The organism is Pseudosporangium ferrugineum (assembly GCF_003002065.1).
Classification (GTDB): domain Bacteria; phylum Actinomycetota; class Actinomycetes; order Mycobacteriales; family Micromonosporaceae; genus Actinoplanes; species Actinoplanes ferrugineus_A.
On record NZ_PVZG01000010.1, the window covers coordinates 315,957 to 332,020 of the forward strand.

General features: G+C 71.9%; 14 protein-coding genes. 9 read left to right on the plus strand and 5 right to left on the minus strand.

Annotation, left to right across the window (positions count from 1 at the left end):
* Position 1 precedes the first annotated feature (1 nt).
* From CLV70_RS22470 to CLV70_RS22480, 3 genes are all read right to left on the minus strand, one after another.
* Complete coding sequence (locus tag CLV70_RS22470; protein WP_425440197.1) at positions 2 to 1,063, minus strand: App1 family protein phosphatidate phosphatase; 1,062 nt, start codon at positions 1,061 to 1,063, stop codon at positions 2 to 4.
* Between the two features lie 476 nt (positions 1,064 to 1,539).
* Complete coding sequence (locus CLV70_RS22475; protein WP_146164122.1) at positions 1,540 to 2,427, minus strand: hypothetical protein; 888 nt, start codon at positions 2,425 to 2,427, stop codon at positions 1,540 to 1,542.
* A gap of 145 nt (positions 2,428 to 2,572) precedes the next feature.
* Entirely contained in the window at positions 2,573 to 2,929 is a 357-nt protein-coding gene (locus tag CLV70_RS22480) for a hypothetical protein (RefSeq protein ID WP_106128531.1), read from the minus strand.
* A 303-nt stretch (positions 2,930 to 3,232) separates the two neighbouring features.
* On the opposite strand from CLV70_RS22480, the gene CLV70_RS22485 reads away from it, so the two are divergent.
* The 8 genes from CLV70_RS22485 (at position 3,233) to CLV70_RS22520 (ending at position 12,807) form a co-directional block, all read left to right on the plus strand.
* Positions 3,233 to 4,081 (plus strand): NAD-dependent protein deacetylase, encoded by an 849-nt coding sequence (locus CLV70_RS22485; protein ID WP_106128532.1) that lies wholly within the window; start codon positions 3,233 to 3,235, stop codon positions 4,079 to 4,081.
* A gap of 201 nt (positions 4,082 to 4,282) precedes the next feature.
* A complete protein-coding gene (locus CLV70_RS22490; protein ID WP_106128533.1) occupies positions 4,283 to 5,299 on the plus strand; it encodes a LacI family DNA-binding transcriptional regulator in 1,017 nt (338 codons plus the stop codon).
* 97 nt (positions 5,300 to 5,396) lie between these two features.
* A complete protein-coding gene (locus CLV70_RS22495) occupies positions 5,397 to 7,079 on the plus strand; it encodes an ABC transporter substrate-binding protein (protein WP_106128534.1) in 1,683 nt (560 codons plus the stop codon).
* Positions 7,080 to 7,157: 78 nt separating this feature from the next.
* Positions 7,158 to 8,264, plus strand: a complete 1,107-nt coding sequence (locus tag CLV70_RS22500) for an ABC transporter ATP-binding protein (RefSeq protein WP_106128535.1) — start codon at positions 7,158 to 7,160, stop codon at positions 8,262 to 8,264.
* On the plus strand, positions 8,261 to 9,241 hold the full coding sequence (locus CLV70_RS22505) for an ABC transporter permease (protein WP_106128536.1): 981 nt from the start codon (positions 8,261 to 8,263) through the stop codon (positions 9,239 to 9,241). The genes CLV70_RS22500 and CLV70_RS22505 overlap by 4 nt, the downstream gene beginning before the upstream one ends.
* A gap of 3 nt (positions 9,242 to 9,244) precedes the next feature.
* Complete coding sequence (locus CLV70_RS22510) at positions 9,245 to 10,330, plus strand: ABC transporter permease (protein ID WP_211303834.1); 1,086 nt, start codon at positions 9,245 to 9,247, stop codon at positions 10,328 to 10,330.
* Complete coding sequence (locus CLV70_RS22515; RefSeq protein ID WP_106128537.1) at positions 10,327 to 11,337, plus strand: ABC transporter ATP-binding protein; 1,011 nt, start codon at positions 10,327 to 10,329, stop codon at positions 11,335 to 11,337. Before CLV70_RS22510 ends, CLV70_RS22515 begins: the two co-directional genes overlap by 4 nt.
* A 66-nt stretch (positions 11,338 to 11,403) precedes the next feature.
* The gene (locus CLV70_RS22520) at positions 11,404 to 12,807 is read left to right on the plus strand and encodes a GH1 family beta-glucosidase (RefSeq protein WP_106128538.1); all 1,404 of its coding nucleotides are present in this window, start codon (positions 11,404 to 11,406) and stop codon (positions 12,805 to 12,807) included.
* A 418-nt stretch (positions 12,808 to 13,225) separates the two neighbouring features.
* Here CLV70_RS22520 and CLV70_RS22525 read toward each other — a convergent pair whose 3' ends face one another.
* On the minus strand, positions 13,226 to 14,518 hold the full coding sequence (locus CLV70_RS22525) for an ROK family transcriptional regulator (RefSeq protein WP_106128539.1): 1,293 nt from the start codon (positions 14,516 to 14,518) through the stop codon (positions 13,226 to 13,228).
* Positions 14,519 to 14,644: 126 nt separating this feature from the next.
* On the opposite strand from CLV70_RS22525, the gene CLV70_RS22530 reads away from it, so the two are divergent.
* Entirely contained in the window at positions 14,645 to 15,478 is an 834-nt protein-coding gene (locus CLV70_RS22530; protein WP_106128540.1) for a class I SAM-dependent methyltransferase, read from the plus strand.
* A gap of 16 nt (positions 15,479 to 15,494) precedes the next feature.
* Here the strand turns inward: CLV70_RS22530 and CLV70_RS22535 are convergent.
* The coding region (locus CLV70_RS22535; protein ID WP_245908392.1) for a transposase at positions 15,495 to 16,064 on the minus strand (570 nt) is incomplete at its 5' end.

Below are 16,064 nucleotides of genomic sequence, written 5' to 3' on the forward strand. Positions count from 1 at the left end.
CTCACACAACGCCGGTGTCCCGCAGCAGCGACCACAGGCCCGCGCCGTCCGGCGCGGAGAACCACGTCTTGCCGCCCGAGCCGACCGCTTCCGGGCCACCCGACGGCCCGGGTACGGCGCCGGCCAGGACCGCCTGCGTGGGCGACAGCCGCCGGATCGCGACCGCGGCCACGCTGTCCGGATGGGCGTGCGCGAACTCGGAGTAGATCTCCTGGTCGTGCTGGCCGTCGTCGCCGATGAGCAGCCACCGGATCTCCGGGAACTCGCTGGAGAGCCGGGCCAGGGTGTTGCGCTTGTGCTCCTGGCCGCTGCGGAACCACCGGTCCGGGGTCGGCCCCCAGTCGGTCAGCAGCAGTGGCCCGGCCGGGTAGAGGTGCCGCGACAGGAACCGGCTGAGCGTGGGCGCCACGTTCCAGGCCCCGGTCGACAGGTAGAAGACCGGCGCACCCGGGTTGGCGGTGACGAGCCGCTCGTAGAGGACGGCCATCCCGGGCACCGCCGTGCGCGCATGCTCGTCGAGGACGAACGTGTTCCACGCCGCGAGCAGCGGGCGCGGCAGGGCGGTGACCATGACCGTGTCGTCGATGTCGCTGATCACCCCGAACCGGGTCGCCGGGTCGACCACCCGGATCGGCGCCTCGACGGGCTCGGCGCCCTCGGCGACCAGCCGCACACAACCCCACCCCGGCTCCAGGTCGCCGCGGACCCTGGTGTCCACGTAGCCGCTGCGATCCGTACGCGTCTCATGCACGCGGTCGCCGATGTGGATCTGCACGGGCGCGTTGTTCACCGGGGAGGTCGTGAAGCTCCGCCACCCCCGCACCTTCTCGCGCTGCCTGCGCACCTGCGAACGCCGCGTCAGCACCACCCGCGCCATGACCCGGGCCCACCCGGGCGCGCCGTAGCCGGTATACGCGGTGATCACCGGCTGCCACCCACGCTGGCGCAGCCGGCGCTCGATGACCTCGTGCACGGCATCCTCGATCCGTGCGGCCCGGTGCAGCCGCACGGCGGGCGGCCTGCCCGCCGGGGTCAATGACACTTCGGCCTCCTGCCGTCTCACGGTCAACGCCCCTGTGACGGTACCTGGCCTGCCTGAGCGCCGCGTCCCAACGGGTGAACGCAAGCCGTCCACTCTGGAGCGCTCCGGCGTCGATCGGCCGGCAATCCCACCCCGCCCGGCGGGTCGTGCGGAACCGCCGCGCACGACGGGTCTCGACCGGCCAGCATTGCTGCCACACCCGACGGGTCTCGACCGGCGTTGCTGCCACACACGACGGGTCTCGACCGGCCGGCGTTGCCGCCACGCACGACGAGTCTCGACCGGCCGGCATTGCTGCCACACACGACGGGTCTCGACCGGCCGGCGGCGCTGCCACCGGCTGGCGGTGCCGCCACCGGGCGGGTCGACGGACGGCCGGCGGTGCCGCCACGGGCGGGTCGACGGCGGCCGGTGCGCTGCCCGCCGGGCTCGGGTGGCCGTGATGGTTCACCGGTCGTGGCGGTTGCGGGCCCGGCCGAGGCGATGCGGACGGGTGGTCAGTGGGCGGCCAGGGTGGCTGCCGGGCGGGCGACGGGCTCGGCGGTGCTCCGGCGGCGGCCGGCGTCCTCGGGGCGCAGGTCGCGGCCCACGCGGAGGCGGGCCGCCACCGCCTCGGCGCGCAGGCTCCGCAGGGCGGCGGCGGCCTTCTCGACCTCCGTCCACGCGGCGCGCTCCCGCTCGGTCGCCGCCTGGTACGCGGCGAAGCGGTGCTCGCGGACGGCCGCGCGCAGGGCGGTCTCCTGCGCCACCGGGTGCTTGCGGGGATTCCAGCCGTCCCGGTGCGCCAGGACCTCGTTGAGCTGGGCGATCGACAACTCCTTGCGGCGGCAGGCGGCGACCGCGGTGCGGTGCAGGAAACGCTCCCGGTCGGCGATCTCCACCCGGGTACGCCGCTGCTTCAGCACGGGGAAGGCGGCCGCGGCGGTGCACCGCCGGGCCGTCCGGTCGGCGGCGTCGAAGGCGGCCCACGCCTCGTCCACCTCCGCCTGCGCCCGCTCCCAGGCGACCCGCCGGCGCCGGGCGGTCTCGGCGGCCCGTTCGGCGGCGACCGCGACCTCCTCGGCGTAACGGTCGGCGTCGAAGGCGGGATACTCGTGCGCGGGAAACCGCCGGCCCGTCGTCGGACGACCGCCCGCCGCAGGACGACCGGCCGCCGCAGGACGACCGGCCGCCTCGAGAAGGCGGCGACCCGTCCGGGGCCCCCCGGCCGCGCCCCGCCGCCGGCTTGCCCGGTCGGCGCTCTCGTTCCGCGCGGCCACGTCGGCGAGGCTGCGGCGGGCCGGACGGTTGGCGGCTTCGTTGCGCGCGGGTGCCTCGGTGGGGCGGGGGCGGCGGGGGATGGCGAAAGCGGCCGTCGCGGAGGCGACGGCGAGGAGCAAGGTCATCCAGATGACGGCAGCGGTTTCCACGGTTGACACCGGTTTCTCTCGTGCGTCGGGGGGATCGCTTTCGGTGGTGGGTGAGGGGTGCCGGCGCAGCCACGGGGCAGCGCCCGGGACGCGGGGGTCCGGGGTGGGTGGCTGGGGTGGCTCAGGCGAGCGGGGGGCCGCGACCGGCGTGCGGGCGCTGGGCGACGCTGCCGGGGTGGCGGTCGTCGCGGTCGCAGAGCGGGCCGGTGGCGGTGCGGTCGACGGAGAGGACGACCGTGGCGGGGGATTCCGCGGGGGCGCCGGCGGCGGCCGGGGTGGGCTCGGCGATCCGGTCGGCCGCGGAGCCGCTGAGGGGGGCGTCGACCGTGGTGACGACCACGGCGGGGGCCTGCGGCTCGGGCGCGGCGGCCAGCGCGGGCGCCGCGAAGGCGAGCGCGATCAGGGCCAGGCCGGCGAGGAACTGCAGCAGGCGGCGCCCGTCCCAGAGACGGGGAAGCAGGCGCGCGACGTCAGCCACCCGATCAACTTACCGTGATCCGCAGGTCCGTGCACAGATCACATCGACTGAGTGCTTCGTCCCACTCCGCCGGGTGACGAAAGGCCCGAGAGCGAAACGCCGGGCAACGAAAAGCCGGGTGACGAAAGGCCCGGGAGCCGAAACGCCGGGGCAACCAAAAGCCGGGCGACGAAAGGCCAGGGTGACGAAAGGCCGTGGCCGAGAAGCCAGGCGGCGAAAGGCCAGGATGGCGAAGGCCGGGCGACGGGCCGGGTGACGAGGGCGACGGGGCCGCCGGGCGCAGCGGTGAGGGACCATGGAGGGGTGGAACGAGTCGACGAGCTGGCCGGTTGGGTCGGTGACGGTGGGGTGGTCGTGCTCAGCGGCGCCGGCCTCTCCACCGAGTCCGGCATTCCGGACTACCGCGGGCCCTCCGGCGCCGCGCGGCGCACCACCCCGATGACGTACCAGGTGTTCACCCGTGATCCCGTGGCGCGGCGGCGGTACTGGGCGCGCAGTCATCTCGGGTGGCGGACCATCGGCGACGCGCGGCCCAATGCCGGGCACCGGGCGGTGGCCCGGCTGCAGGAGCTCGGGCGGCTGGACGGGATCATCACCCAGAACGTGGACGGCCTGCACCAGGACGGCGGCGCGCACGGCGTCGTCGAGCTGCACGGCAACCTGGCGCGGGTGGTCTGCCTGGACTGCGGGCACCGTACCGGGCGCTCGGAGCTGGAGCGGCGGCTGGACGCGGCCAATCCGGGGTTCGCGGCGGCCGTGTCGGCGGTCAACCCGGACGGCGACGTGGAGATCGACGACGCCGAGCTGGACGGCTTCACCGTGGTCGGCTGCGACGTGTGCGGCGGCACGCTGAAGCCCGACGTCGTCTACTTCGGTGAGACGGTGCCGCCGGAGCGGGTCGCCCGCAGCTTCGAGCTGGTCGCCGGGGCGCGGACGCTGCTGGTCCTCGGGTCCTCGCTGACCGTGATGTCCGGGCGCCGGTTCGTGCTGCGCGCCGCGAAGGACGGCATCCGGGTGGCCATCGTCAACCAGGGCGTGACCCGCGGCGAGCCGTACGCCGGCCTGATCGTCGACGCCCCGCTGGGCCGCGTCCTGCCGGAGATGGTCCGGCGGGTGGAGGGGTCCCCGGCGGCCGGGCGGGGGCGCGCGTAGACTCCGGTCGATTCGTGCACCTTCGGCCGCTCTCGCGCAGTCCTATAACGAGCGTGCCTGCCCTTGGTTACCGTCTCGAAACCTAAATAAAGGCGCCGACGCGTTGACGTGACCCGGCTCACCGGAGTTTACTGCCGGAACCGCTCCCGAAACCGGTTCCGAAACTGCGGTGTTACCGCCCGGACACAAGTCGGAGGACCAGTGCCGATCACCATCGCCGATGTCGCGGCCCGGGCCAAGGTCAGCAAGACCACGGTCTCGCGCGTCCTCAACGGCAAGGGTGAGCTGGACGAATCCACCGCCGCCCGGGTCCGCGCCGTCATCGACGAGCTGGGATACGTGCCCAGCTCCCGCGCCGTCGGCCTGGCCCGCGGCCGCACCCGGGTCGTCGGCATGCTCGTACCGTCGCTGACCTGGCCCTGGATCGGCGAGGTGCTGCAGGGCGCGGTCGACGTGCTGGAGACCGAGCGCTACGGGTTGCTGCTGTTCACGTGCAACCGCGGCGAGGAGTCGATGCGTCAGTTCGGCGCCCAGGTCTCCGCGAAGAGCTTCGACGGGCTGCTGGTCATCGAGCCGGAGGGCACCCTCGACTACATCGCCACGCTGCACGCCCGCGGGCTGCCGGTGGTGCTGATCGACGACCGGGACGTGCAGCCGGGCCAGATCCCGAGCGTGGGCACCACCAACTTCACCGGCGCCGGATCGGCCGCGCGGCACCTGCTCGAGATCGGGCGGCACAAGCCGCTGGTGATCGCCGGGCCGGAGCGCTTCGGCTGCACCGTCCAGCGCCTCGAGGGCTTCGCCACCGAGTACGCCGAGGCCGGCCACCCCATCCCGGACGACCACGTGCTGCCCGGCGACTTCACGATCGCGTGCGGCTTCGAGGGCGTGAACGCGGCGATCGAGGCCGGGCTGGACTTCGACGCGGTCTTCGCCCACAACGACCTCTCCGCCACCGGCGCCATGCAGGCCGTGCTCGACAGCGGCCGGCGCATCCCGCAGGACGTCGCGGTGGTGGGCTTCGACGACATCCCGATGGCGGCACACACCCAGCCGCCACTCACCACAGTGCACCAACCGTTGCGCGAGATGGGCGAGGCCGCGGCACGCACGCTGCTCGCCCACTTCGAGGGCTCACCCCTGCCCAACCGTCCGACCGTCATCCCCGCCACGTTCGTGGCCCGCGCGTCGACCGGCGCGGACCCGGCCACTGCCTGACCACCCTCGCCGGATGCCTCCGCGCGCCCGGCCGCACCGCCGCCCTTCCTCGGGCACCCCTCTCACCCGAATCCGCAATACCTGAGGAGATCCAGAAATGCAGAGAAGGAAATTGTTCGCGGTCGCCCTGGCGGGCGTGCTCGCCTCGGGCGGGCTCGCCGCGTGCAGCGACTCGCCGAACGCGGGCAACAAGAACGCGTCCGGCGGCAACACCTTCCTCACCGTGGGCATGCCGAACGGCCCGCAGACGGAGAACCACAACCCGTTCCTCACCACGTCGGCGGGCGCGTCGCTCGGCTACCGCTGGATGCTCTACGAGCCGCTGATGATGTGGAACCCGGTCAAGCCGGCCGACCCGGCCAAGCCGTGGCTCGCCACCGGGGCCGAGTGGGCGCCGGACTTCAAGAAGGTCACGATCACCGTACGCGACAACGCGACCTGGTCGGACGGCCAGAAGGTGACCGCCGAGGACGTCGCCTTCACGTTCAACCTGATCAAGAAGAACGACGCGATCAACCTCGCCGCCACCCCGTACGGCGAGGTCACGGCGACCGGCAACACGGTCACCGTCACGTTCAAGAGCTCGATGTTCGTCTACAAGGACAAGTGGCTGGGCCAGACCCCGATTGTGCCCAAGCACGTCTGGGAGAAGATCAGCGACCCGAGCAAGGACCCGAACAAGAACCCGGTCGGCTCCGGCCCGTACACGCTGAAGTCCTTCACCCCGCAGACCACCACGCTGTCGGTCCGCACCGAGGGCTACTGGCAGGCGCTGCCGCAGGTCAAGGAGCTGCGCTACACGTCGTACACCGACAACAACGCGCAGACCACCGCCCTGTCGGACGGCTCCAACGAGTGGAGCTTCGTCTTCATCCCCAACTACAAGACGGTCTTCCTCGACAAGGACCCGGCGCACTACAAGGTCTGGGCGCCGCCGGTGCTGGGCATCCACGGCCTCTACATCAACACCACCAAGAAGCCGTTCGACGACCCGAAGCTGCGCCAGGCCATGAACATGGTCGTCAACCGCGAGGACATCTTCAACCAGGCCGAGGCCGGCTACTTCCACCCGCTGATCACCAGCGTGACCGGCCTGCCGTCGCCGGCCGGTGACGCGTTCATCGCGCCCGAGTACAAGGGCAAGAACCAGACCGTCGACGTGCCGGGCGCCAAGGCCCTGCTCGAGCAGGCCGGTTACAAGCTCAACGGCAACACGCTGAACGACCCGAGCGGCAAGCCGGTCAAGCTGACCCTGACCGACCCGAGCGGCTGGTCCGACTACCAGACCTCGCTCGAGATCGTGAAGAGCAACCTCGCCGAGATCGGCATCCAGGCCAGCGTCGACAAGGCCAACCAGGACGCCTGGTTCCGCAACGTCGAGGAGGGTAACTTCGACGCGACGTTCCGCTGGACCAACGGCGGCTCGACGCCGTGGGACATCTACCAGACCGTCATGGACGGCAAGGTCATGAAGCCGATCGGCACCGCCGCCCCGGGTGGCAACTTCGGCCGCTTCAAGAGCGACGCCGCCACCAAGGCCATCGCGGACTACGCGAACGCCTCGGACGACGCCGCCCGCACCACCGCGCTGAACACGCTGCAGAAGATCTTCGTCGAGCAGGTCCCGATGATCCCGGTCGGCGCGGACAACGTCGGCATGGCGTACAGCACGAAGAACTGGGTCGGCTGGCCCGACGACACCAACCCCTACGGCGCCGGCCAGCCCACGCAGGCCAACGCCCTGGACGTCGTCCTGCACCTCAAGCCCGCCAACTCCTGATCCGCTCCGCCGCCCCCGGGACCCGCGTCCCGGGGGCGGCCCGCGGCGGGTCCGACCCCCCTCAAAAGGAACTCGACCATGACGTTGAGCCCCGACGCGAAGGCGCCGGCCGGCGAGGTGGTGCTTGAGGCGATCGGCCTGACCAAGCACTTCCCCGTACGCCGGAAGCTGCGCGACCTGTTCAAGCGCGAGCACGACGCGGTGCACGCTGTCGACGACGTGAACCTCACGCTGCGGCGTGGCCGGGTGGTAGCCCTCGTCGGCGAGTCCGGCTCCGGCAAGTCCACAGTCGCGCGCCTGCTCGCGCAGCTGTACCCGCGGACGGCCGGCGACATCCAGCTGCACGGCGAGTCCACCCGGGTCAAGGGGGGCCGGCCGTTCCGGGCGTACGCCCGCCGGGTGCAGATGATCTTCCAGGACCCGTTCGCGTCGCTGAACCCGGTGCACACGATCCGGTACCACCTCACCCGGTCGCTGAAGATCCACGGCAACGCCGGCACGTCCGCCGACGACCTCGAGCGCGCCCTGGCCGACCTGCTCACCCGGGTCAGCCTGACCCCGCCCGAGCGCTACCTCGACAAGTTCCCGCACGAGCTCTCCGGCGGCCAGCGCCAGCGCGTCGCCATCGCCCGGGCGCTCGGCGCGAACCCGGAGGCCCTGCTCGCCGACGAGCCGGTGTCCATGCTGGACGTGTCCATCCGCCTCGGCGTGCTCAACCTGCTGCGCGACCTGAAGGAACGGCTCAACCTCGCCATCCTCTACATCACCCACGACATCGCGTCGGCGCGCTACTTCGCCGACGAGACCCTGGTCATGTACGCCGGGCGGATGGTCGAGGGCGGCGACAGCGAGAGCGTCACGCAGGCGCCGGCCCACCCGTACACCCGGCTGCTGATCGATTCGGCCCCGGACCCGGACCGCATCCACAACATGCTCGAGGACACCGGGGACCGCGGCAACGGCGAGCCGCCCAGCCTGATCCGCCCGCCGGCCGGCTGCCGCTTCCACCCGCGCTGCCCGATGGCGATGCCGCGGTGCACCACCGACCTGCCGGTACGCCTCGAGATCGGCGACGCCCCCGGTCACTGGGCGGCCTGCTGGCTGTACGACGAGGGCACGGTCGCCGCGCAGCAGCCCGGTTCCGCCGCCGCCGCGGATCTCGTGAACGCGGAGGGCACCCGATGAGGTACCTGCTCCAGCGGATCCTGTTCTACGTCTTCACCGCGTGGGCCGCGATCACCATCAACTTCTTCATCCCCCGCATGATCCCCGGCGACCCGGTCAAGTCGCTGCTCGCCCGCTTCCAGGGCCAGATGAGCACGGACGCGATCGACTCCCTGTACGTCCTGTTCGGCCTGGACAAGGACGCCAGCATCTGGAGCCAGTACCTCGACTACTGGAAGCAGCTGTTCCACGGCGACCTCGGCCTGTCGTTCACCGCGTTCCCGGCGTCGGTCTCGCAGGTCATCTCCGACGCGCTGCCGTGGACGGTGGCGCTGGTCGGCATCACCACCATCATCAGCTTCCTGCTCGGCACCGGCCTCGGCGTGCTCGCCGGCTGGCGGCGCGGCTCGTGGATCGACGGCCTGCTGCCGACCACGACCTTCCTCTCCTCGGTGCCGTACTTCTGGCTCGGCCTGCTGGCGATCTACCTGCTCGCCGGCCCGGACAGCTTCTTCCCGTCCTCGGGCGGCTACGAGCCGGGCCTGGTGCCGGCCTGGGACCAGTACTTCATCCCGAGCGCCATCCAGCACAGCCTGCTGCCCGCGCTGACGATCCTCATCTCGTCGGTCAGCGGCTGGATCCTCAGCATGCGCAACATGATGGTCACCGTCGCGGCGGAGGACTACATCACCGTCGCGCACGCCAAGGGCCTCTCCGAGCGCCGGGTGGCCCTGGGGTACGCGGCCCGCAACGCCCTGCTGCCCAACGTCTCCGGCTTCGCGCTGTCGCTGGGCTTCATCGTCGGCGGCACCCTGCTGGTGGAGATCGTGTTCTCGTACCCGGGGCTGGGTTTCCTGCTCTTCCGCGCGGTGGGCGCCAAGGACTACCCGCTGATGCAGGGCATCTTCCTCGTCATCACCATCTCGGTACTCGTGGCGAACCTCATCGCCGACATCGCGTACCTGATGCTCGACCCGCGTACCCGCAAGGAGGGCTGACCGGTGACCATCCCCACCTCCAGCGTCGAGCAGGTCATCCCCGGGCAGGGCGCGATGGCGCAGCCCGAGCCGGCGAAGCCCGGCCGGGCGCGGCGCAAGCGGTTCCGCTTCGTCGCCAACGGCAAGGCCCTCACCGGCCTGATCGTGCTCGGCCTCTACCTGCTGTTCGCGATCATCGGGCCGTGGGTGGCGCCGTACGACCCGGACGCCCGCGGGCCGGCGCTGACCGCGCCGCCGTCGGCCGACCACTGGTTCGGCACCACCCACCTCGGCCAGGACATCCTCAGCCAGGTGCTGGTCGGCACCCGCGGCGTCATGCTGGTCGGCCTCGCCGCCGGCGCGCTCGCCACGATCCTGTCGGTCCTCATCGGCGTCACCGCCGGCTACCTCGGCGGCGGCTGGGACGACAGCCTCTCCGCGCTGTCCAACGTCTTCCTGGTGATCCCGGCGCTGCCGCTGATCATCATCGTGACGGCGGCGGCGCCCGGCGGCGGCGACACCCTGGTCGCGCTGATCATCGGCTTCACGTCGTGGGCGTGGGGCGCCCGGGTGCTCCGGGCGCAGACGCTGTCGCTGCGCAGACGCGAATACGTCGAGGCGGCCCGCGCCAACGGCGAGTCGACCTGGCGGATCATCATCTTCGAGATCCTGCCCAACCTGACCGCCATCATCGCGTCCGGCTTCGTCGGCACCGTCATCTTCGCGGTCACCTCCGAGATCACCCTGGCGTTCATCGGCATCGGCTCGGTGTCCAGCTGGAACTGGGGCACCATCCTGTTCTGGGCGCAGAGCCAGCAGGCCCTCGCCCAGGGCGCCTGGTGGTGGTTCGTGCCGGCCGGCCTGGCGATCGCCTTCCTCGGCACCGCGCTCTCGCTGATCAACTTCGGCATCGACGAGTTCGTCAGCCCGCGCCTGCGGAGCGCCGGCAAGACCAAGATCAAGACCGCCTCCGGCCGCACGGTACGGATGCGCGTCGGCTTCACCCCGGTGCTGAGCAACTCGTCGGCGCCGCACACCCACGCGCGGCCGATCCCTGTCAACACGGCGGCGGCGACGCCGGTGAACCGCAGCAAGGAGGCCACGCAATGAGCGGCGAGCCGGTCCTGGAGATCAAGAACCTCAACGTCGACTACGGCCTGGGCGACCAGGCGGTGCGCGCGGTCCGCGACGTGAACCTCACCCTGCACCGGGGCGAGGTGCTGGGCCTGGCCGGCGAGTCCGGCTCCGGCAAGTCGACCCTCGCGTACGGCCTCACCCGGCTCCTCGCCCCGCCGGGCGTGATCACCGGCGGCGAGGTCATCTACCACCCCGAGAACGCCGAGCCGTACGACGTGCTGGGCCTCGACGACCGCGGACTCCGCAAGTTCCGGTGGGCGGAGACGGCCATCGTGTTCCAGGGGGCGATGAACTCGCTCAACCCCGTACACAAGATCTCGACGCAGTTGAACGATGTTCTCGAGGCCCACGAGCCCAAGATGTCGGCGCACAGCCGCACCGCCCGGGCCCGCGAGATGCTGAAGCTGGTCGGCATCTCGCCGGACCGGATGGACGCCTACCCGCACCAGCTCTCCGGCGGCATGCGGCAGCGCGTGATGATCGGCATGGCGCTGATCCTGCAACCGCAGGTGGTCATCATGGACGAGCCGACCACCGCGCTGGACGTGGTGATGCAGCGGCAGATCCTGGGCCAGCTCATCGAGCTGCGGGAACGGCTGGGCTTCTCGGTCATCTTCATCACGCACGACCTGTCGCTGCTGGTGGAATTCTCCAACCGGATCGCGATCATGTACGGCGGCCGCATCGTCGAGGAGGCACAGGCGACCGCGCTGTACCGCGACTCGCTGCACCCGTACAGTGCGGGCCTGCTCGGCTCCTTCCCCGCCCTGCGCGGCGCCCGCCGGGAGCTCACCGGCATCCCCGGGTCCCCGCCCGACCTCAAGGGCATGCCGACCGGCTGCTCGTTCCACCCGCGCTGCCCGAAGGCGTTCGACCCGTGCGCCGGCAACATCCCGGTGCTCGGCAACCCGGACACCCCGGACGGGTCGGCCCGCACCGTGGCCTGCTGGCTGCACCCGGTCAAGCAGCCCGTCGCCTAGACAGCGTTCTCCGACGGCCCCGGCCCCCGCGCGCCGGGGCCGTCCCCCATCCCCACCAGGAGAAGCATGAACCCCACCGTCAGCTCCGCCCCCGGGCTGCTGTTGCCCGCAGCCGACTTCCCCCCGTCGTTCAAGTGGGGCGTGGCCACCTCCTCGTACCAGATCGAGGGTGCCGTCGCCGAGGACGGGCGCACACCGTCCATCTGGGACACGTTCTGCCGGGTGCCCGGCGCCGTCGCCGGCGGTGACCACGGCGACGTCGCCTGCGACCACTACCACCGGATGCCGCAGGACGTCGCGCTGATCAAGAGCCTCGGCGTGGACACGTACCGGTTCTCGGTGGCGTGGCCGCGGGTCCAGCCGCACGGCCGCGGCCCGGTCAACCCGGCCGGCCTCGGCTTCTACGACCGGCTCACCGACGAGTTGCTCACGGCCGGCGTCGACCCGTGGGTCACGCTCTACCACTGGGACCTCCCGCAGGAGCTCGAGGACGCGGGCGGCTGGCCGAACCGGGACACCGCGTACCGGTTCGCCGACTACGCGATGCTGGTCTTCGACAAGCTCAGCGACCGCGTCGAGACCTGGACCACGATGAACGAGCCGTGGTGCTCGGCGTGGCTGGGCTACGCCACCGGCGTGCACGCCCCGGGCCGCAAGGACTTCGACGCCGCGCTCGCGGCCGTGCACCACCTGCTGCTCGGCCACGGCCTCGCCACCCAGCGGATGCGGGCCGCGGCGACCCGCGAGCACACCTTCGGCATCACCCTGAACATGGGTACGGCGGACCCCGCGACCGACACGCAGCGGGACCGCGACGCCGCCCGCCGCGCCGACGGCATGGGGCTGCGCATCTACCTGGACCCGCTGCACCGGGGCGCGTACCCGCAGGACATGGTCGACGACCTGGCCGCCCGCGGCGCGTCGTTCCCGGTCCAGGACGGCGACCTCGAGATCATCTCCACGCCGTTCGAGGTGCTGGGCGTCAACTTCTACTTCGGCCAGGACTTCAGCGGCACCGACGAGGACGGCAACGAGGTCGACGCGGACGGGCACCCGGTGGTCCGCGCGGTCATCCCGGACCGTCCCCGCACGGCGATGAACTGGCCGATCACCCCGGAACGCTTCACCCAGCTCCTGGTACGCCTCCACCGCGACTACCCGGGCCTGCCGCTCGTCGTCACGGAGAACGGCGCGGCCTTCGACGACGCGGCGGACGAGTCGGGCTTCGTGGCGGACGAGGACCGCACGGCGTACCTCGCCGAGCACATCGCGGCGGTGGCCGCGGCCCGGGAGCAGGGCGCGGACGTACGCGGCTACTTCGCCTGGTCCCTGATGGACAACTTCGAGTGGGCCGAGGGCTACGCGAAGCGCTTCGGCATCGTGCACGTGGACTACGAGACCCAGGAACGTACGCCGAAGCAGTCGGCCCTGTGGTACCGCGACACGATCAGCCGCCACCGCAACGCCTGACCCGCAACACCTGACGCCGCACCCCCGGGCGCGACGGTCTCCGGACCGCCGCGCCCGGCCGCATTCCAGCCCAGCGCGACCGACCCACCCGGCCGCATCCCAGCCCAGCGCGACCGACCCACCCGGCCGCATCCCAGCCCAGCGCGACCGACCCACCCGGCCGCATTCCAGCCCTGCGTGACCGACCCACCCGAGGTCCGGCAGCGACGACCGGCCGGCGTTCCGTCGGCGCGGGTCGCGGCGGGCATCCGGCTATGGACGCCTGCGGCGACCGGGCCCGACCCGGCGTTTCGGGGGCATCGGACGGGTGACCACAGCTCCACCCCGCGGTCGCGCTCCACCGCCACCACCGCGAGGAACCGCCCTGCCGTGACCCGCCGGCCCCGCGCGTCCGGCCGGCGTTCGCGGAGGCGCTGGGTCAGTGGCGGCCGCGGCTCAGGGAGCGGCGGTGGGCGGCGCGGGACATCGGGGCCGGGCCCGCCGTCGACGGGAGGCCGCCGTCCGCGAGGAGCCGGGCGATCGGGAGGGTCGCCGCGCCCATCGCCACCGCGTCCGGCCCGAGCTGGCACAGGTCGATGCGGGTGCGGGAGTAGGGATGGCGCAGGGCGTTCCGGGCGGCCGCGTCGCGAATGTCGGGAAGAAAGCGCTCTCCCAGGGCCAAGCCGGCCGGGCCGCCCAGCACGATGCGCTCCGGGGAGAACAGGTTGACGAGTCCGGCGATGCCCGCGCCGAGGTAGCCGACGGTCTGCCGGATGACCTCCGCGACCTCCGGGTCTAGGGCGCCCTCGGCGGCGAGCACCCGCGAGAGCAACTTCGGGTCCGGGCTCTGGCCGGTCACCTCGGCCAGGCGGGCGATCACCTTGTCGCTGCCGATGTACGCCTCCAGGCACCCCTTCGCCCCGCACCGGCAGACGTCGCCGTCGTACACGAGGGTGGTGTGTCCCCACTCCCCCGCGTTGCTGTGCGCGCCGCGGTAGCTGCGCCCGTCCATCACGACGGCCGCGCCGACGCCCTGGCCGACCATGACGATGACCGCGTGGCGTGCCCCGCGGCCGGCGCCGAACCACATCTCGGCCTGGCCGACGGTCTTGGCGCCGTTCTCCACGTAGACCGGGACGTCAGTGCCCTCGCGCAGCATCCGGCCCAGCGGCACGCCGTCCCAGCCGGTCGTCTGCGAGTGGACGACGGGTGCCTCGCCGGTCTGGTCGACGACCCCGGCGACGCCGACGCCGAACCCGAGCACCTCGGACTTCTCGATGCCCGCCTCGGCGACGACCGCGTCGAGCCCCTCGAGCACCTTCGCCGCCGCCAGCTGCGGATCCGCCGCGACACCGCCGCCGGCCGGCCGGGTGCCCGCGGTGCCGGCGGCCGTCAGGGAGAACTGGGCGAAGCCGAGGCGGGACATCGCCAGGTCGTACAGCTCGACCGTCACCCGGCTCTCGCCGACGTCGGCGCCCGCGACGTAGCCGTAGCCGGGCGCGACCCGCAGCAGCGCGCGCGGCCGGCCGCCGTCCGAGCCGACCAGGCCGGCCTCCTCGACCAGGCCCTCCTCGATCATCTCGCCGATCAGGTTGCTGACGCTGGCCTGGCTGAGCGCGGTGGTGTCACCCAGCTCCTGCCGGCTCTGGCGTCCGCCGTGGAACAGGTCGGTGAGCAGGCTGGCCCGGTTCGCTCGGCGGACGTCCCGCACGGTCGTACGCCTGGCTTCCACACCCGCACCACCTTCGCATCAACTGTGTCGACCCGCCATCTAACGCTACGCGCTCAATATGATGTGCCACGGGCCGCGGGAAAACCACGGCGCGGGTGGAGGGCCGGTGCTATAGCGTCGGCGATCATGAGCGACTACCGCGACGTCAACCGCGCCAACTGGGACGAGCGCGCGCCCGTCCACGCCGCCTCGGCCGGTTACGACCTTGCCGCCTTCGCCCGGGATCCCGCCCACCTGAGCGACACCGTCACGTTCGACCGGCCGCTGCTCGGCGACCTCGGCGGGCTGCGCGGCATCCACTTGCAGTGTCACATCGGCACGGACACCGTGTCCCTGGCCCGGCTGGGCGCGAGCATGACCGGCCTGGACTTCTCCCCGGCGTCGCTCGCCGAGGCCCGCAAGCTCTCGGAGTCGGCCGGCAACCCCGTCGACTTCGTCGAATCCGACGTGTACGGCGCTCCCGGCGTACTCGGGAACGGCGCTTTTGATCTTGTTTACACCGGCATCGGGGCGATCGGCTGGCTGCCCGACATCCGGCGGTGGGCACGGGTGGTGGCCACCCTGTTGAAGCCGGGCGGACGGCTGTTCATCCGGGAGGGGCACCCGGTGCTGTGGTCGTTGCAGGACGGGCGCGACGACGACCTGCTGGTGCTCGAGTACCCGTACTTCGAGCACGAGGAGCCGTTGATCTTCAACGAGGAGGGCACGTACGTCGAGGCGGACCACACGTTCGTGCACACGACCACCCACTCGTGGAACCACGGCCTCGGCGAGATCGTCACCGCGCTGCTCGAGGCGGGGATGACGATCACCGGCCTGGTCGAGCACGACTCGGTGCCGTGGGAGGCGCTGCCGGGCGTGATGACGCGGCTGCCGGGCGGCGAATGGCAGGTCAAGGACCGTCCGCGGCGGGTGCCGCACACCTACACGCTCCAGGCGGTGCGCACGACCGTTTACTGAGCTTTTGGGGTCAGGGTCAGGGTGGCGCCAGTCCGCTGGTGGCGAGGAATCCGTAGGCGAGGGTCGGCCGGTATTGCATGCGTTTGAGCCGGTTCTTCGCGACTCGGAGTAGGTCGTCGGTGCGGCCCGGAGCGAGGTTGGCCATGCTGCGTTTGAGGCTGGACCACAGGTTCTCCACGGGGTTGAGTTCCGGGGCGTAGCCGGGAAGACGGTAGACGCGTAGCCAGGGCCGGGCGGTGATCAGGGCGCGCATCTTGGCGGATTTGTGCGCGGGTAGTCCGTCCCAGAGCAGGACGATCGGCGCGTTGAGGTGTTGGTGGGCGGCGTCGAGGAGCTTGGCGAAGTGGTCTTCGCCGAAGCCTTTCGGTTCGCCTTTACGTCCTCGGTGGACCATGGTGCGGTAGATGATGCGCGGCTGATGTCCGGCGTGGTAGGCGACGATCCCGGCGAGGGAGAGTTTGCGGCCGCCGCGCCCGGCGACGGTGACGATGGGGGTGGTGCCTCGCCGGGCCCAGGTGCGGGCCCGGGCTGGTCTCAGCGAGATGCCGGACTCGTCGGCGAAGCAGATCCACGCGCCCAGCCTGCG